Below are 18,121 nucleotides of genomic sequence, written 5' to 3'. Positions count from 1 at the left end.
TTGATGGGTAAGCGCCAGCCAGCAAAAACACTCTTATTCACCAATGTGCCACTGTTTCACAGGCAGCGCACAGCAAGCCTCAGAAGCAGGACCACACCTTGTCCGCCACCATGACCATGAAGTCCGGCACGGTATACATAGCAAACACCAGTGCGCAGACGCCGATGGCTGCCGCCCACCCCAACACCCGCCACCCGCGGCTGCGCACTGGGGTTGTGGGCGTGGATGAGGTGGTGCTCATGTAGTGCTCATGCTCAGGCGGGATGGGGTTGGGTGCGCTGCAGGGGCGCTTCCTTGATGGGCAGGTTGACCAGACCGGCCAGCACGCCTAGCGCGATGGCGATGTACCAGACGATGTCATAACTGCCGGTGGCGTCATACAGATAGCCCCCCAGCCACACGCCCATGAAGCTGCCGATCTGGTGGCTGAAGAACACAAACCCGCCCAGCATGGACAAATGCTGCACCCCAAAAATCTGGGCAATGGTGGCATTGGTGGGTGGCACTGTAGACAGCCACAGCGCGCCCATCACGGCAGAGAACACGTACACCGACAGGGGCGACAGCGGCACCAGCAAGAAGATGCTGATGGCTACTGCCCGTGCCAGATAGATGAACGACAGGATGAAGCGCTTGGGCATGCGCTGCCCCAGCGTGCCTGCGATGTAGGTGCCAAACACGTTGAACAGCCCGATCAGCGCCAGCGCGTAGCTGGCCACCTGGGGCGACAGGCCATGGTCCTTGAGGTAGCTGGGCATGTGCACCCCGATGAACACCACCTGGAAACCGCACACGAAATAGCCCGCCATCAGCAGGTTGAAGCTCGGGTAGCTGAAGGCTTCCTTGAGCGCGTGACCAATGCTCTGCTCCCGCTTGGGAGCGGCAGAGCCTTCAAAGCCGGGCTCCCGCAGACCGAACGCCAGCGGGATGATCATCAGCACCGCCAGCGACAGCACCAGCAGGGCCTGCTGCCAGCCCAGGCTGGCAATCAACTGGCCCTCCACAGGCACCATCAGGAACTGCCCGAATGAGCCCGCCGCGGCCGCCACCCCCATGGCCCAGGACCGCTTTTCAGGGGCAATCTGCCGCCCCAGCACGCCATAAATCACCGCATAGGTGGTGCCCGCCTGGGCTGCGCCAATCAGCATCCCGGTAGTCAGTGCAAACATGAGCGGCGTAGGAGACAAGGCCATGCCTGCCAGCCCCATCCCATATAGCACGGCTCCGCCCATCAAGACCTTGAAGGCCCCAAACCGGTCGGCCGCCATGCCGGCAAAGATGCCGATCAAGCCCCAAGACAGGTTTTGCAGCGCAATCGCAAAGGCAAACGACTGCCGCGTCCATCCCATCTCCTGCGTAATGGGTTGCAGCCACAGGCCAAACCCGTGGCGGATGCCCATGGACAAAGTCACGATGGCTGCCCCGCAGACCAGCACCTGGGCCATGGATAGTTTGGGAGGATTCATATGCATGCACCGGAATGTAGCGAGATTGCGTGAAACGCGCTGGTACACGGTTGACCAATACAGTTGCCAGCGGGGTCGGATGGCCTGGGCCTGCGCGGGCTTGCCGCTCAACCTGTCTGGAAAGCAAACGAGGGATGAGTTGAAGGCTGTTTATTTATCCAGCCTTTGCTGCGCTGCCGCACTACAATCCGCGCCATGGCAGCCAAACCTTCCTCTGTTTCCGCAAACGAATATTCCGAAGGCTCGATCCGCGTGCTCAAGGGCCTGGAGCCCGTCAAGCAGCGTCCGGGCATGTACACCCGCACCGACAACCCCCTGCACATCATCCAGGAAGTGCTGGACAACGCTGCCGACGAGGCCCTGGCAGGGCATGGCAAGAAGATCAAGGTGACTTTGCACGCCGATGGCTCGGTCAGTGTGGAGGACGATGGCCGCGGCATTCCCTTTGGCATGCACCCCGAAGAAAAGGCCCCGGTGATCGAACTGGTCTACACCCGCCTGCACGCGGGCGGCAAGTTCGACAAGGGCAAGGGTGGTGCCTACAGCTTCTCGGGCGGCCTGCATGGCGTGGGCGTGTCGGTGACGAACGCATTGGCCACGCGGCTGGAGGTGGCCAGCCACCGCGAGGGGCAGGTGGCGCGTCTGGCTTTCTCTGGCGGCGATGTGATCGAAGCGCTGGTGGTCCGCCCGCTGGAGCAAGGCGAGCGCAAGCAGGGCACCACCGTGCGCGTGTGGCCGGATGCCAAGTATTTCGAGTCCAGCGCCTTGCCCATGGGCGAGCTGACCCACCTGCTGCGCAGCAAGGCGGTGCTGATGCCTGGCGTGTCCGTCTCGCTCATCAACGAGAAGGCGCGTGACACCCAGACCTGGCAGTACAAGGGCGGCCTGCGCGACTACCTGACGCAGACGCTGACTGCCGACCCGGTGATCCCCCTGTTTGAAGGCGAAGGCTTTGCCGACAGCGGCAATGAGAGCTTTGCCGAAGGTGAAGGCGCTGCCTGGGCCGTGGCCTTTACCGAAGAGGGCGCTCCGGTGCGCGAGAGCTATGTCAACCTGATCCCCACCAGCGCGGGCGGCACGCACGACAGCGGCCTGCGCGATGGCCTGTTCAACGCAGTCAAGAGCTTCATCGAGCTGCACAGCCTGGCCCCCAAAGGCGTCAAGCTGCTGCCCGAAGACGTGTTTGCGCGCGCCAGCTATGTCCTCTCAGCCAAGGTGCTGGACCCGCAGTTTCAGGGCCAGATCAAGGAGCGGTTGAATTCACGCGACGCGGTGCGCCTGGTCAGCGGCTTTGTGCGCCCGGCGCTGGAGCTGTGGCTGAACCAGCATGTCGAATACGGCAAGAAGCTGGCCGAGCTGGCCATCAAGGCCGCGCAGACCCGGCAGAAGGCGGGCCAGAAGGTGGAAAAGCGCAAGGGCTCTGGCGTGGCCGTGCTGCCCGGCAAGCTCACCGACTGCGAAAGCCGCGACACCAGCCACAACGAGGTGTTTCTGGTGGAAGGCGACTCGGCCGGTGGCAGCGCCAAGATGGGCCGCGACAAGGAAAGCCAGGCCATCCTGCCCCTGCGCGGCAAGGTGCTCAACACCTGGGAGGTAGAGCGCGACCGCCTGTTTGCCAACAACGAAATCCACGACATCTCGGTCGCCATTGGTGTGGACCCACACGGCCCCAATGACACGCCGGACCTGAGCGGCCTGCGCTACGGCAAGGTCTGCATCCTGAGTGATGCGGATGTGGACGGATCGCACATCCAGGTGCTGCTGCTCACGCTGTTCTTCCGCCACTTTCCCAAGCTCATCGAAGCGGGTCACATCTATGTGGCACGGCCGCCGCTGTTCCGTGTAGACGTGCCTGCGCGTGGCAAAAAGCCTGCTGCCAAGATGTATGCGCTGGACGATGGGGAACTCAATTCCATACTCGACAAATGCGCCAAGGAAGGCGTGCCGCGCGACAAGTGCCAGATCAGCCGCTTCAAGGGCCTGGGCGAGATGAATGCCGAGCAGCTGTGGGAAACCACGCTCAACCCCGACACCCGCCGCCTGCTGCCCGTCAAGTTGGGAGACCTCGACTTCGCCGCTACCGAAGGCCTCATCACCAAGCTCATGGGCAAGGGCGAGGCCGCCGCGCGCCGCGAACTGATGGAGCTGCACGGCGATGCGGTGGAGATCGATATCTGACCTCCCTCTGACCCCCATCTGACCAAATCGGCTCCGCTGTCTTTCATGAAAACGTCGCGCCCAAAAGGCCTCTTGCGCTTTTCTGTATTGGGCTTGTCGCTCTGCTTTTTGCAGCAACAAGCCCACGCAGACCTGTGGGCGCATGTGGACGAGCGCGGCGTGACGCACTTTGCGGCCGAGCAGCTCGATGAGCGCTACCAGCTGTTCTTTCGCGGCACCGAATTCGATTCCACCCGCGACGGCCCGGCAGGCCAGCCACCCATGCCGCATGCTCTGCCCAGTGCCGGTGCGCGGTTGCTGGCGTTTTTTGACATTGCCCCCGGCTACAAAAGCATCAAGCACCACCTGCGCGCCGCAGCCCAGCAGCAGGCGGTGGATTACGAGTTGCTGCAGGCGCTGATTGCAACCGAATCCGGCTTCGATACCCAGGCGGTGTCGCCCAAGGGGGCGGTGGGCTTAATGCAGCTCATGCCTGCCACGGCCAGCCGTTTCGGGGTGCGTGCCGATGCGCGCCGCACCGTGGAGCAAAAGCTGACGGACCCGGCCGTGAATGTGCCCACTGGCACGCGCTACCTGCGCTATCTGCTGGACCTGTTCCCGGGCCGCATGGATCTGGCCCTGGCGGCCTACAACGCAGGCGAGGGCGCGGTGCAAAAGGCGGGCAACCAGATTCCTGCGTTCAAGGAAACCCAGAACTACGTGCGCACCGTGATGGCGCTTTACACACAGCTCAAACCGCCTGCTCCGGTGCAGGCGCAACGGGCGGTGCCCGGGCGTGTGCGCATGCAATTGCAAGGCGTGCAAGGCGGTGCACAAAACCGCGGCGGCATGCCTGCGGATGTGCAGGTGGCGCTGCCCCGCCAGGCCAACGAAACTTTCTCGACCTCTCTTCACGAATGAGCGATTCCACTCTCTCCGATTTCACGACCACCGGCGATGACGGCGGCGACGCCCTGGACCTGGGCGGCTACGCGCAGCGCGCCTATCTGGAATACGCCCTCTCCGTCGTCAAGGGCCGCGCCTTGCCTGATGTGTGCGACGGCCTCAAGCCCGTGCAGCGGCGCATTCTTTATGCGATGGATCGCATGGGGCTGGGCTTCAGTGGGCCCACTCGCAACACGCCTGCCAAGCCCGTCAAGAGCGCCCGCGTGGTGGGCGATGTGCTGGGCCGCTTTCATCCGCACGGCGACCAGTCGGCCTACGACGCGCTGGTGCGCATGGCGCAGGACTTTGCGCAGCGCTACCCGCTGATCGACGGCCAGGGCAACTTTGGCAGCCGCGACGGCGACGGCGCTGCGGCCATGCGCTACACCGAGGCGCGCCTCTCCCGCATCACCAGCCTGCTGCTGGACGAAATTGACGAAGGCACCGTCGATTTCATGCCCAACTACGACGGCAGCACCCAGGAGCCGCGCCAGCTGCCCGCCCGCCTGCCGTTTGCGCTGCTCAACGGTGCCAGCGGTATCGCTGTGGGGCTGGCCACTGAAATCCCCAGCCACAACCTGCGCGAGATTGCAGATGCCTGCATCGCACTCATCAAGACGCCAACGCTGAGCCAGGAAGAGCTGCTGGCCATCGTGCCCGGCCCGGACTACCCCGGCGGCGGTCAGATCATCAGCAGCCCCGGCGACATTGCAGATGCCTACCGCACGGGCCGCGGCAGCCTCAAGGTGCGTGCGCGCTGGAAGATCGAGGACATGGCGCGCGGCCAGTGGCAACTGGTCGTCAACGAACTGCCGCCCGGCGTGAGCACGCAGCGCGTGCTGGAAGAAATCGAGGAAATCACCAACCCCAAGATCAAGGCGGGCAAGAAGGCGCTGAGCCAGGAGCAGACCCAACTCAAGGCCAGCATGCTGGCGGTGCTGGATGTGGTGCGCGACGAGTCGAGCAAAGACGCTCCTGTGCGCCTGGTGTTCGAGCCCAAGACGGGCAAGACGCCGCAGCAAGAGCTGATTACCGCACTGCTGGCCCACACCAGCCTGGAGACCTCGGCCCCCATCAACCTCACCATGGTGGGGCTCGACGGCAAGCCGGTGCTAAAGTCGCTGCGCGTGATGCTGGAAGAGTGGATCGCTTTCCGCCAGACCACCATCACCCGCCGCAGCCAGCACCGGCTGGACAAGGTTCTGGACCGCATCCACATTCTCGAGGGGCGGCAACTGGTGCTGCTCAACATCGACGAGGTGATTGCCATCATCCGCCACGCCGAGGAACCCAAGGCCGCGCTGATTGCGCGCTTCAACCTCAGCGACCGGCAGGCCGAGGACATTCTTGAAATTCGCCTGCGCCAGCTGGCGCGGCTCGAGGCCATCAAGATCGAACAAGAGCTGAAAGAACTGCGCGAGAGCCAGGGCAAGCTCGAAGACATCCTGAACAACCCCAGCGCCCTGCGCCGCACCATGGTCAAGGAGATTGAGCAGGACGCCAAGACCTTTGCCGACCCGCGCCGCACGCTGATTCAGGCCGAGAAAAAGGCCGTGGCTGAAGTGAAGGTGGTGGACGAGCCCGTCACGGTGGTGGTCTCGCAAAAAGGCTGGGTGCGCGCCCGCACCGGCCATGGCCACGAGGCCGCCAGCTTTGCCTTCAAGGCGGGTGACGGCCTCTACGGCACCTTTGAATGCCGCACGGTGGACACGCTGCTGGCTTTTGGCAGCAACGGCCGGGTGTATTCCGTGCCAGTGTCGGCCCTGCCCGGTGCGCGGGGCGATGGCCAGCCCGTCACCACGCTGATCGAGCTGGAATCGGGCACGCAGTTGCTGCACTACTTCGCGGGCCCTGCCACGGCCACACTGCTGCTGGCCAGTTCAGGCGGCTACGGTTTTGTGGCGGCGGTAGAGAACATGGTCTCGCGCCAGAAGGGCGGCAAGGCTTTCCTCACGCTGGGCGAGGGCGAAACCGTGTGCGTGCCTTCGCATGTGGCAGGTACTTCCGGCAGCAAGCCCGTGTTGCCCGCCACGCATGTGGCCTGTGCGTCCGTGGGCGGTCGCATCCTGACCTTTGAGATCACCGAACTCAAGACCATGACCAACGGTGGCCGCGGCCTGATGCTGATTGATCTGGAAGACAAGGACCAGCTGGCGGGCGCTGCAGCCTACACCCGCAGCATCCGGCTGGACGGCATTGGCCGGGGCGGCAAGGTGCGCGACGAAACGCTGGAAATCCGCAGCCTCAACAACGCACGTGCCGCACGGGGCCGCAAGGGGAAGGCGGCCGATCTGGGCTTCAAGCCCCAGACTGTGACCCGCGTGGAGTGACCTTTCGCTGTGTCCATCAAGCCCTGATCACGCGGAGGAAGAGGGCTTGTGTTGGATAAATCGCGTGCCGTCAGACGGGTCTGATCCCACTCAATACCCCGTGCTGGCTTGATAAGTTGTTGTCGCACATCTGATCTCTGATCCGGTGGCTGGAAAGCCGCGAGCGCGCCCAGGTGCTCAAGGATGGAAGAGAAGAGGTCTCTGATTGCTGGTGTACAGAGGGTGTTTTCCCTCTGTGGCCTTCTACGGATAAACCATGAGATGTGTGATGAGTGGCGCTGCTAGTCTCTGAAGACTGTCTTCAGAAAAGGTGAGCCACTTGTCTTTCAACGTTTCTTTGATGCCCGCGTCGTTGACCCATCGGATGGTCTTGAGTTTCGGGCTGGTGCTTGCCATTCTGGTGGGGCTCACGGCCTTGGCCTTGCATCGTATTGGTGTGTTGGGCGACACCCTGGTGCAGGTGGCGGGCACGGGCGCCCAGCGCAGTCAGGCCATTCGCAGCATGGAGCGTGAGATGGAAACGGTGGCCCGCATGCTGCCCGGTTTGCAATCGACACCCTCAGACAAGTTGGCCGACAGCCTGCGGCTGATCGAGGCTTCTGGCAAGAAGTACATGGAATACAGCGATGTGGCCCAGTCTTTGACGGCAGAGGCTGAGGGGCTGGAGCTCAATCGCACAGCACGTGCTGCGGCTCTGGGCAGTTTGGAGATTGTCTCCATGGGACGCAAAGAGGCGGGCGACAGTGGCGAAGGGGCTGCTGCGCTCATGGTGCGGTTGAGTTTTTCGGCCGACAACGCCAAGTGGCAGCAGCGGCTCAATGACTGGCGGTCTGGCGTGCGTGCGCTGGGGGCCTGGGATGACCAGCAAGTCAACCAGGCTGCAGGCGCCGCAGGCGCGATGGTGTCCTCGGCCCGGTGGATGCTCAGCCTGGGGGCAGCACTGGCTCTGGTGCTTGCCGCCGCCATGGGGTGGCGTTTGACGCGGGACGTGGTGTCAGGCCTGGCGGGGGCTGTGCAGGCGGCCAACAGCATGGCGCGGCATGATCTGTCGACCGCCGTTGTGGTGCAGCGCAACGATGAAATTGGCGGCCTGTTGCGCGCCCAGGAACACATGCGCAGCAATCTGCACCAGCTGGTGGGCGGTGTGTCTGATGCGGCCCATGCCATCTACCAGACCTGCACCGAAATCAGCGAGGGCAGCCTGAACCTGAGCAACCGGGCCGAAAGCACTGCGGCCACCTTGCAGCGCACACAGTCCGTGGTGGACGGTCTTTCGGATTCGGTGCGGCACAACAGCCAGTCCGCCAGAGATGCCAATGCCCTGGCTGACCAGGCACGGCAGGCTTCGCGCGCTGGCGAACAGAAGGTGAATCAGGCGATGTCCACGATGCAGGACATTGAGCAGGCCTCGCGCAAGATCGGCGACATCATCGGGCTGATCGACAGCATTGCTTTTCAGACCAACATCCTGGCCCTCAACGCCGCGGTGGAGGCGGCCCGGGCCGGTGAACAGGGGCGGGGTTTTGCTGTGGTGGCCAGCGAGGTCCGCAACCTGGCCCAGCGCAGTGCAGAGGCTGCCAGGGAGATCAAGGGGTTGATTCACAACTCGCTGGAGCATGTCTCTGCCGGAGTGCAGGAAGTGCGCGAAACGGGCGATGCCACGGCCTCGATCCGTGACGCGGTGGAGCGGGTGGCACAGCTCATCGAGTCCATTGCCCGCGATTCGCAAAACCAGCTTGATCTGATTGGCAAGGTCAACAGCGACACGCTGGAGCTGGAGAGTTCGGTGCAGCAAAACGCCAGCTTGTCGGAGGAGTCTGCTGCGGCAGCCCAGTCCCTCAACGAGCAGGCCGCGCGCTTGACGCAGATGGTGGAGCGCTTCAAGCTCGCCGCCTGACATGCGCCCCCTTCGCATGGATCGCTGAAAAGGGGGTAGAGCAGCCTATACAGGCTGCATAGAGCGATCAGGCCAGCTCGGCAATCAGCTCAATCTCCACGCAGGCACCCATGGGAATCTGTGCCACGCCAAAGGCGCTGCGGGCGTGCACGCCCTTGTCGCCAAACACCTGGCCCAGCAGTTCGCTGGCGCCATTGGTCACCAGATGCTGCTCGGTGAAGTCGCCTGTCGAGTTCACCAGGCTCATCACCTTGACGATGCGCTTGATGCGGTTCAGGTCATTGCCGGTAGCCACTTCCAGCGTGCCCAGCAGGTCGATGGCAACAGCGCGGGCTGCCAGCTTGCCTTCTTCGGTGGTGATGTTCTTGCCGAACTGGGCGGCCCAGGGTTTGCCGTCCTTGCGGGCGATGTGGCCGCTCAGAAACACCAGGTTGCCCGTCTGCACGTAGGGCACGTAGGCTGCGGCAGGCACGGCCACGGGGGGCAGGGTGATGTTGAGTTCTTTCAGCTTGTCGTAAACGCTCATGGTCGGTCTTCCAGATGGGTTGCGGATGGGTTGTGAAACCGGCAGCGCAGGCGCACCGCCGGATGTGCGGCGCCAAGTGTTACACAGCCGGGCAGCCGCTGGCACGGCCCAGGCTGCCTGCGGCTCGCATTAGCATCAGCCCATGTTTGCCATAAGCCCTCCTAATAAGCCCCCTCACGCGGCCGCGCCGGTTGCGGAGCCGGAGCTGGCCGAGGCTTCGGGCTCCTTGTGGCAGGTGCCAGCAGGTTTGCTGGGCTGGGTGGCAGGCACTGCGCTGCAGCTTTGGCAGTCTGCCCTGTGGTCGCAGGTTGCATACGTGCTGATGGCTTTGGCCGCGCTGATGGCGGGCTGGGCGCTGCCCCGGTGGCTCAGGTCGCGGCGCATGCTCGGGGCCCGTGCCGTGGCGGTTTTACTGCTGGGGGCTGTGGCAGGGTTTGGCGTGTGTGGGTGGCGGGCCACCAGTTTTGCGGCCCAGGCCCTGGCACCTGAGCTGGAGGGCCAGGATGTGCGCGTGACGGCCATAGTGGCTGCCATGCCCCAGCGCAGCGAGCTGGGCACGCGCTTGCGGCTGGAAGTGGAATCTGCCGAATGGAATGGCCGGGCGGTCGTGTTGCCAACGGTGATCGAGGTCTCCTGGTACGGTGGTGCTTGGCGGGATACCGCTGGCGTGGCAGACCTGCAGCGCGTGCCCCCTGATCTGCGGGCGGGCGAGCGCTGGCGCATGACCGTGCGACTGAAGGCACCGCATGGCTTGCGTAACCCGCATGGTTTTGATTACGAGCTGTGGCTGTGGGAGCAGGGCGTGCAGGCGGTGGGCTATGTGCGCGCGGGCCCGCGGGATGCGCCCCCTGAGCGGCTGGCAGCCACCTGGAGCCGCCCGGTAGAGCAACTGCGCCAATCGGTGCGCGATGCCATCGTGCAGCGTCTGGCCCTTGGTGCCGCTGGTGCCGACGATGCTGCAGCCACCCGCGCTGCCGGTGTGGTGGCGGCACTGGTCACCGGCGACCAGCGCGCCATTGACCGGGCCGACTGGGACATCTTCCGCGCCACCGGCGTTGCGCATTTGATGAGCATTTCGGGGCTGCACATCACCCTGTTTGCGTGGCTGGCTGCAGCGGGTGTGGGGGCGTTGTGGCGTCGCTCATCGCGTCTGTGCCTGGCAGTGCCCGCACCTGCGGCGGCCCTGGTCTGTGGTGTGCTGCTGGCCGGGGCCTATGCGCTGTTCAGTGGGTGGGGCGTGCCCGCCCAGCGCACAGTGCTGATGCTGGCGGTGGTGGCGGCCTTGCGCATCAGCGGGCGGCGTTGGCCCTGGCCGCATATCTGGCTGCTGGCCTGTGCGGCGGTGGTGGCTGCCGACCCGTGGGCGCTGTGGCAGGCGGGGTTCTGGTTGAGCTTTGTTGCGGTGGGTGTGCTGTTTGCTACTGATTTTGTAGCTGGCTCCGCTCAAAAGACGGGCGCTAGAGGCCATTTTTATGCCTTGCTCCGGGAACAGTGGGTGGTCACGCTGGCGCTGACGCCGCTGGGGCTGGTGCTGTTTGGCCAAGTGTCGCTAGTGGGTTTTGCAGCCAATGCGGTGGCGATTCCGTGGGTGACGCTGGTGGTGACGCCACTGGCCCTGGCGGGCGTGTTCTTCGCCCCGCTGTGGTCTCTGGCTGCGTGGGCCTTGCAGCCGCTTGCCGCTTTGTTGCAGTGGCTGGCGGGCTGGTCTTGGGCGGTGTGGTTCCTGCCTGCAGCGCCATGGTGGGCTGGCGTTTTGGGGTTGCTGGGCGGCTGCCTGCTGGCCATGCGGCTGCCTTGGGCGCTGCGTCTGTGGGCGGTGCCACTGGTGGTGCCCTTGCTGTGCTGGCAGCCGCCCCGGCCCGTGCCAGGGCAGTTTGAATTGCTCGCCCCGGACATTGGCCAGGGCAACGCTGTGCTGGTGCGCACGGCTCATCACACTTTGCTTTACGACGCAGGGCCGCGATTCAGCCGCGAGAGTGACGCCGGGCACCGGGTGCTGGTGCCACTGCTGCGTGCCTTGGGCGAAAAGGTGGATGTGCTGATGCTCAGCCACCGCGACGCAGACCACACGGGCGGTGCTGCCGCGGTGCTGGCGCAGCAACCATCTGCGGCGCTGACGGGCTCCATTGAGGCGGAGCATGCCCTGCAGGCGCTGCGCCCTGCCACCCCCTGCCAAGCGGGCCAGAGTTGGGTATGGGATGGCGTGAGTTTCGAAGTGCTCCATCCGCTGGAAGCCGAAACGGACCGCGCGCCGCGCGCCAATGCCTTGAGTTGCGTGCTGCGCGTGGCTACCCAGCCTGGCGCTAGCGCGGCTGTGGGCGCGGCAGATGGGAAAGTGGTTAGCGAGGGGCCCGACCACCGGGACGATCCGGTGGTGGCCCTGCTGGTGGGTGACATTGAGGCGGAGCAGGAGCAGGCCTTGCTGGCCCGCTCGGCCCCACTGCGGGCCGATGGGCTGCTCGTGCCCCACCACGGCAGCAAAACCTCGTCCAGTGCGGCGTTTCTGGATGCGGTGGCGCCCCGCACCGCTTTGGTGCAGGCGGGTTACCGCAACCGCTTTGGGCATCCGGCTCCCGAGGTGCTGCAGCGCTATCGCCAGCGTGATGTGCAGGTGGTGCAGTCCACGCACTGTGGGGCGGCCCAGTGGGCGTCCTCCCAGCCCGACGCTGTTGCCTGTGAGCGCGACACGGGCCGCCGTTACTGGCAGCACCGGGTGCCTGAGTGATGCGCTGGGTGTTTCGTCGGTGGACTCTCGACTCTGGGCGAGGGTTTTGTGGCGTTTGCCAGATGCACGGTTCAATTTAAGTCCCGCGCTTTTTGAGTTGGCAAAGCCCGACGCCAGACTCAACAAGGCATGCCGTGTAAGCAAATACTTGCAACGGTGAAGGCGTTGAATGCGCTGCGGAATGTCAGGCGCGGCGGTGCTGGTTTGCGCAAGATTTCGAGCCATATCAGGGTTTGTGCGGGTCCACCGCTGATCTGCCCGGATGTGGGCGCACAACTTGCTATCCTGACTGCACAGGAGGCCAGTTCATGCAGAAATTTGACGAGATGTACGCCACGCTTCCTTATGCAGGCAGTGACGTGCGAGAACACTACCGGCGCTATGCGCAGTGGTTATCCCAGCAGCCCTCTGACGTGATGCAGGCCCGCAGGGCCGAAGCCGAAATGATCTTCCGGCGCGTAGGCATCACCTTTGCCGTGTACGGCGCCAAGGATGAAGGCGGTGCAGGCAACGAGCGGCTCATTCCGTTCGACCTCATCCCCCGCATCATCCCGGCGCACGAATGGAGCAGCATGCAGCAGGGGCTGGTGCAGCGGGTCACAGCACTCAACCGCTTCATCCACGACGTGTACCACGGGCAGGACATCATCCGTGCCGGTGTGGTGCCCAAAGACCTCATCGTGGACAACGCCCAATACCGACCCGAGATGGCGGGCGTGCAGGTCCCCCAGAACATCTACGCCCACATTGCCGGTATCGACATCGTGCGCGCCCCCGATGCACAGGGCAAGGGCGAGTACTACGTGCTGGAAGACAACCTGCGTGTGCCCAGCGGCGTGAGTTACATGCTGGAAAACCGCAAGATGATGATGCGGCTCTTCCCGGAACTGTTCAGCCTGCACAAGGTGGCCCCCGTGGCCCACTACCCCGACATGCTGCTCGAAACCCTGCGTGGCAGCGCCCCTGCCACGGCCGACGAGCCGACGGTGGTGGTGCTCACGCCTGGCATGTACAACAGCGCCTACTTCGAGCATGCCTTCCTGGCCCAGCAGATGGGTGTGGAGCTGGTCGAAGGACAAGACCTGGTGGTCAAGGACAAGTTCGTCTACATGCGCACCACACGTGGCCTGCAGCGGGTGGACGTGATCTACCGCCGGGTGGACGACGACTTCCTGGACCCGCAGGTGTTCCGCCCCAACTCCACACTGGGCTGCCATGGGTTGATGGAGGCCTACCGTGCAGGCCATGTGGCCATCTGCAACGCTGTGGGCACGGGCGTGGCGGACGACAAGTCGGTGTACCCCTACGTGCCCGAGATGATCCGCTTCTACCTCGGTCAGGAGCCCATCCTCAAGAACGTGCCGACCTGGATGTGCCGCAAGCACGACGACTTGCAGTACGTGCTGGCGAACCTGAAGGACCTGGTGGTCAAGGAGGTGCATGGAGCCGGTGGCTACGGTATGCTGATCGGCCCGGCTGCCACGCAGGCCGAGATCGAAGACTTCCGCCGTGCCTTGCTGGCCAACCCTGCTGGCTACATTGCCCAGCCCACGTTGAGCCTGTCCAGCTGCCCGACGTTTGTGGACAGCGGCATCGCACCCCGCCACATTGATCTGCGCCCCTTTGTGCTCAGCGGCAAGGAAGTGCAGATGGTGGCTGGTGGCCTTACCCGCGTAGCCCTGCAAGAAGGCTCGCTGGTCGTCAACTCATCGCAGGGCGGCGGCACTAAAGATACCTGGGTTCTTGGAAATGGAGGGGCTGAATGATGTTGAGCCGTAGCCCTTTCACTGACTTGCCCTGTTTGACCAAGGAGGCCGCATGCTGAGCCGCACTGCTGACCATTTGTTCTGGATGTCTCGCTACACAGAGAGGGCAGAAAAGCCTGCCGCAGGCGGGCTTTCAACACAACACTGCGGGCGTGCGCAGCACGCGCGGGGTTCTCTGCCCTGTTTGACCAAGGAGGCCGCATGCTGAGCCGCACTGCTGACCATTTGTTCTGGATGTCCCGCTACACAGAGAGGGCAGAGAACACCGCCCGCATGCTGAGCGTGAGCTACGAGACATCGTTGTTGCCACAGGCTGCGGAGGCTGCCCAGGAAGGCTGGGAAGGGCTGCTGTCCATCAGCGAACTCATCCCGGCCTACACGGCCAAGTACGGCGAAGTGACGCCAGCCAGCGTGCTGGACTTCATGGTGCGTGATGGGTACAACCCATCGTCCATCGTCTCGTGCCTGCGCGCAGCGCGTGAGAACGCCCGTGCCGTGCGCGGTGCGCTCACCACCGAGGTGTGGGAGACCATCAACCAGACCTGGCTGGAACTGCATCGCCAACTGGAGGGCAACGCCTTTGAGCGGGACCCTGGGCAGTTCTTTGAATGGGTGAAGTACCGCTCCCACCTCTCGCGCGGCGTGACGGCGGGGACGATGCTGCAGGACGAGGCGTTTCACTTCCTGCGCATGGGTACCTTTCTGGAGCGGGCGGACAACACCGCGCGCCTGCTGGATGTGAAGTTCCATGCGGTGCAGAACGACTTTTTTGGCCGTGCCAGCGAGCGCAACCAGGAGAACGATTTCTACCACTGGAGCGCCATCCTGCGCAGCGTGTCAGCGTTTGAGGTGTACCGCAAGGTCTACCGCGATGTGATCACGCCGGGCCGCGTGGCGGACCTGCTGATTCTCAAGCGCGACATGCCCCGGTCGCTGCACGCCAGCCTGCACGAGGTGGTGCAGAACCTCAATGTGCTGACCAATGATCACTCGGCAGAGACGGAACGCCGTGCTGGTCGCTTGTTGGCAGACTTGCAGTATGGTCGTATCGACGAGATCCTGTCGCAAGGCCTGCATGCCTTCCTGACCCAGTTCCTCGACAAGGTCAATGAGCTGGGTGCAGGCATCAGCCGGGATTTTCTGGTGCCCACCACGCATTGAGTCTGCCGCCGGGCAGCCATTTGCTCAGTCCCCGGATGCCTCTGATCCGGTGGACTGGGCAAGACACCTGCAGGGCAGCCCCTCGGCATCAGCGAGCGAGCGGTTGGCTGCGTTCACTGGCCAGGGCTGTGGCGCAGGATGTTTTCTGAACGCGCTCCATGGATAGCCCGTATGACTCCAGCATTGCCGCTTCCATCTCTCCCGATGCACGGGCGCATTCCAGCTCCGCAATCACCTCGGCCCGGGTGCGACCTTGGGGCTGTGTGGACAGCTGTGTTTGTGGCTGCGTTGCAGCCTGATCGGGCGCGGTAGTGACTTGGGCGCTAGCGCTCACGCTGGCAAGGCCCAGCACCAGGCCTGCGGCGCAAGCCAGTGTGTGGCGCACAACGGTGTTTTGAAACGATGAGGGGATAGAGGCGAAAAGCTGCACGATAGGCTCCTGTGTCTGTCATCGGCTGGCGAAATGCCTTCCGTGGATGTCACTGTGCCCGGGGCCTGTCGTGTGTTCCAGCGCCTTGCGATGAAAGCACCCAGGAGGGGTGCCAAATGCTTTTGCCGTTCGTGAATTGGAGCTTGGAACAGGTTCTGTGGTGGGCTCTCAGCCTTCACCCGTGCGCCGCCGCTCGCGCTGCATGAAGAGATACAGGCTTTCCACTTTCTCGCGGGCCCAGGGGGTTTTGCGCAGGAACTTGAGGCTGGAGCTGACACTGGGGTCTTGCTGAAAACAGCGCACAGGAATGCGTTGCCCCAGTTCCTTCCAGCCAAAGTAGCTAGAGAGCTCCACCACCATCGCTTCCAGGGTGATGCCGTGCAGAGGGTTGCGGGGCTGCTTTGCGGGGGCTGTGGGTGGCGGTGCCGTGGCGGCCTGTGCAGAGAGCGCGGTGTCTTGCTCTTGTGGGCCAGCGGCGGTGGGCGGTGCAGATTTCATGGACCCGAGGATACGCTTTGCGGCGACCTCATGCGATGGGGTATCGCGTGGGCTGATTTCAAGTATTCAGTGGACTAGGTGTTCCGCTTCTCATGGGCCTGCAGATGGGGCTCGCGCTGGAACAGTTCTGCCGTCCAGTCCACGAAAGCCCGCACCTTGGCACTCAGGTGGCGGTTGGGCGGGTACACCACGTAGATGGGGAGCAGGGGTTGTGTCCAGTCGGGCAGCAACTGCACCAAGGCACCACTCTTCAGGTGCGTATGCGCCTGAAAGCTGCTTATTTGCGCCACACCCATGCCATGCAGGGCTGCTGACACATAGGCATTGGCCTCGTTCACGCTCACCTGATAGGGGCCGGTGATATCGATGGATTCTCCGCCCCGACGAAACTCCAGCGGGTAGTGCCGCCCGGACAGGGGCGAGAAATACAGCAGGCTGGTGTGCTTCTCTTCAATCTCCAGCGGGTGCTGGGGTGTGCCATGGCGCGCAATGTAGTCGGGCGATGCCACGGTGATGAATTCCAGGTTGCCAATGCGCCGGGCTACCAGAGACTGGTCCGAGAGTTCACCCCCGCGGATGACGCAGTCCACGTTGTCGCCGATCAGGTCCACCGGGCGGTCGCTCACTCCCAGGTCGAGCTGGATGTCGGGAAAGCGCTTCTGAAAGTCCGCCAGGTGAGGAATGATGAGCAACTGCGCTACCGATGTGCCCACGTCCACCCGCAGCCGCCCCATGGGATTGGCGCGGGCGTTGGTCATACTGGCCTCGATATCGTCCAAATCCGCCAGCAGGCGCACCGTGCGCTCGTAGTACGCGGCACCATCGGCAGTCACGGTGACACGGCGCGTCGTGCGGTTGAGCAGCTTCACGCGCAGGCGCTCTTCCAGTGCCTGTACATGTTTGGTGACGGTGGCCTTGGGTAGCGCCAGCGAATCTGCTGCGCGCGTGAACGTTCCGGCTTCTACGACACGGGTGAATATGCGCATGGCCTGTATCTGGTCCATCGCCCCTCCTGGAATCCTGGAAACTTGTTGATCAGCGCCTACAGAACTTGTTCTGTAGGCGCTGAAGAATTCTCACACGCAACCCATGTTTTGATTGTTGAGGTTTTGGAAACACTGCTGTGGTGTTTGCCGGGTTTATCTGCTGGCACGCAGCCGGTACATTCCCCAACATCGCAATCACTCTGACCTCCTCACTACAGGCCCCTGCCATGCCGTCCGATACACCTCGCTCAGTCACACCGCCATCCCCAGCAGCCACCAAGGTGCGTCCTGCTGCTGCGCGCTGTGTGGATAGCGCCATTGACCTGGCCGGAGGCAACAAGGTGGCGGTGCGCATGTATGGCCGCAAGAAGGCAGGGCACATCGCTCCGGTGGTGGTGCATTTTCATGGCGGTGCATTTGTCTCCGGTGATCTGGACAACGGCTGCACCGTGGGCAATCTGCTGGAAGGGGCGGGTGCGGTGGTGGTGTCGGTGGCTTACCCGCTGACCCCGTTTCCGCAACCTGTGGATACGGGCTACGACGTACTCAAGTGGGTGCACCGCAACCGCACCAAGCTGGGTGGTCAGGGTGCCCTTGTGTACCTTGCGGGTGAAGAGGCGGGTGGCAACCTGGCAGCCGCGGTGGCGCTGATGGCCCGCGATCAATCTCACCCGCCCCTGGCGGGTCAAATTCTGTTGTCTCCCATGCTGGACCCCTGCGTAGGTTCTGCGTCACAGCGCCGCATGACGGGCGATGCGGTGGACTGCAAGTGGGTGGAAGGCTGGCGTAATTTTCTGCGTTGCCCACGCGATGCAGAGCACCCTTATGCCGTGCCCGCCTCAGCCCACCGGCTGGCGGGCCTGCCGCCTACGCTGGTGCTGGTGGGTGATACCGATCCCATGCGTGATGAGGCGCTTGCCTATGCTGCCCGCCTGCGTGCAGCGGGCTTGCAAGTGACCCAGCATGTATTCGCCAAAGCGGAAAAGTGGCCAGAGCCTTTGCTTGAAACCGGTCCGCACGAATGCCCTTGCGCTGGGGCTGTGCAGGAAGAGTTTCGGCGGTTTTTTGAAGCCACCCGATGTCGGGAGTCCTCCTGACGCTGCTGACCTGCTGATTTTTTAAGACCTCGCTTTCTGCATTTTCCCAGCCCCTTGAGCGGGCTGGAAGCTGCTGCGTTGTCTTTTGATTTTTGACGAGATTTCGATATCCGGCCCTGGGGGCTGGAGGGCATTGC

General features: G+C 63.6%; 14 protein-coding genes. 9 read left to right on the top strand and 5 right to left on the bottom strand.

Annotated elements, in window-relative coordinates:
• Nucleotides 1–98: 98 nt before the first annotated feature.
• Nucleotides 99–245 (top strand): hypothetical protein, encoded by a 147-nt coding sequence (locus AACH87_RS16160; protein WP_338795509.1) that lies wholly within the window; start codon nt 99–101, stop codon nt 243–245.
• 9 nt (nt 246–254) lie between these two features.
• On the opposite strand, the gene AACH87_RS16155 is transcribed toward AACH87_RS16160, so the two are convergent.
• Nucleotides 255–1,472, bottom strand: coding sequence for an MFS transporter (locus tag AACH87_RS16155; RefSeq protein ID WP_338795508.1), 1,218 nt, complete (start codon nt 1,470–1,472; stop codon nt 255–257).
• Between the two features lie 189 nt (nt 1,473–1,661).
• On the opposite strand from AACH87_RS16155, the gene AACH87_RS16150 reads away from it, so the two are divergent.
• The 4 genes from AACH87_RS16150 to AACH87_RS16135 all read left to right on the top strand — a co-directional run bounded on the left by AACH87_RS16150 (nt 1,662) and on the right by AACH87_RS16135 (nt 8,795).
• Complete coding sequence (locus AACH87_RS16150) at nt 1,662–3,644, top strand: DNA topoisomerase IV subunit B (protein WP_338795506.1); 1,983 nt, start codon at nt 1,662–1,664, stop codon at nt 3,642–3,644.
• A 45-nt stretch (nt 3,645–3,689) separates the two neighbouring features.
• Nucleotides 3,690–4,544, top strand: coding sequence for a lytic transglycosylase domain-containing protein (locus AACH87_RS16145; RefSeq protein ID WP_338795505.1), 855 nt, complete (start codon nt 3,690–3,692; stop codon nt 4,542–4,544).
• The gene (gene parC, locus AACH87_RS16140) at nt 4,541–6,898 is read left to right on the top strand and encodes a DNA topoisomerase IV subunit A (RefSeq protein WP_338795504.1); all 2,358 of its coding nucleotides are present in this window, start codon (nt 4,541–4,543) and stop codon (nt 6,896–6,898) included. Before AACH87_RS16145 ends, parC begins: the two co-directional genes overlap by 4 nt.
• A 340-nt stretch (nt 6,899–7,238) precedes the next feature.
• A complete protein-coding gene (locus tag AACH87_RS16135; RefSeq protein ID WP_338795503.1) occupies nt 7,239–8,795 on the top strand; it encodes a methyl-accepting chemotaxis protein in 1,557 nt (518 codons plus the stop codon).
• A 67-nt stretch (nt 8,796–8,862) separates the two neighbouring features.
• Here the strand turns inward: AACH87_RS16135 and AACH87_RS16130 are convergent, their stop codons facing one another.
• Nucleotides 8,863–9,321: a RidA family protein gene (locus AACH87_RS16130; RefSeq protein ID WP_338795502.1), complete on the bottom strand. Its 459-nt coding sequence runs from the start codon at nt 9,319–9,321 to the stop codon at nt 8,863–8,865.
• A 142-nt stretch (nt 9,322–9,463) separates the two neighbouring features.
• Here AACH87_RS16130 and AACH87_RS16125 point away from each other — a divergent pair, with 142 nt between their 5' ends.
• From AACH87_RS16125 to AACH87_RS16115, 3 genes are all read left to right on the top strand, one after another.
• Entirely contained in the window at nt 9,464–12,046 is a 2,583-nt protein-coding gene (locus tag AACH87_RS16125) for a DNA internalization-related competence protein ComEC/Rec2 (RefSeq protein WP_338795501.1), read from the top strand.
• Between the two features lie 308 nt (nt 12,047–12,354).
• Nucleotides 12,355–13,812 carry a circularly permuted type 2 ATP-grasp protein gene (locus AACH87_RS16120; RefSeq protein ID WP_338795500.1) on the top strand — a complete coding sequence of 486 codons (1,458 nt, stop codon included), beginning with the start codon at nt 12,355–12,357 and terminating at the stop codon, nt 13,810–13,812.
• A gap of 201 nt (nt 13,813–14,013) precedes the next feature.
• Nucleotides 14,014–14,973, top strand: a complete 960-nt coding sequence (locus AACH87_RS16115) for an alpha-E domain-containing protein (RefSeq protein ID WP_338795499.1) — start codon at nt 14,014–14,016, stop codon at nt 14,971–14,973.
• An 88-nt stretch (nt 14,974–15,061) separates the two neighbouring features.
• On the opposite strand, the gene AACH87_RS16110 is transcribed toward AACH87_RS16115, so the two are convergent.
• The 3 genes from AACH87_RS16110 to AACH87_RS16100 form a co-directional block, all read right to left on the bottom strand.
• Complete coding sequence (locus AACH87_RS16110) at nt 15,062–15,403, bottom strand: DUF4148 domain-containing protein (protein ID WP_338795497.1); 342 nt, start codon at nt 15,401–15,403, stop codon at nt 15,062–15,064.
• Nucleotides 15,404–15,571: 168 nt separating this feature from the next.
• Nucleotides 15,572–15,901 carry a VF530 family protein gene (locus AACH87_RS16105; protein WP_338795496.1) on the bottom strand — a complete coding sequence of 110 codons (330 nt, stop codon included), beginning with the start codon at nt 15,899–15,901 and terminating at the stop codon, nt 15,572–15,574.
• 74 nt (nt 15,902–15,975) lie between these two features.
• Nucleotides 15,976–16,905 (bottom strand): LysR family transcriptional regulator, encoded by a 930-nt coding sequence (locus AACH87_RS16100; protein WP_338795495.1) that lies wholly within the window; start codon nt 16,903–16,905, stop codon nt 15,976–15,978.
• 209 nt (nt 16,906–17,114) lie between these two features.
• Here AACH87_RS16100 and AACH87_RS16095 point away from each other — a divergent pair, with 209 nt between their 5' ends.
• Entirely contained in the window at nt 17,115–17,984 is an 870-nt protein-coding gene (locus tag AACH87_RS16095) for an alpha/beta hydrolase (protein ID WP_338795494.1), read from the top strand.
• The last annotated feature ends 137 nt before the right edge of the window (nt 17,985–18,121 follow it).

Source organism: Acidovorax sp. DW039 (genome assembly GCF_037101375.1).
Taxonomy (GTDB): Bacteria; Pseudomonadota; Gammaproteobacteria; order Burkholderiales; family Burkholderiaceae_C; genus Acidovorax.
Note: the sequence above shows the minus strand (reverse complement) of the source record. Positions and strands in the feature narration are given on the sequence as shown.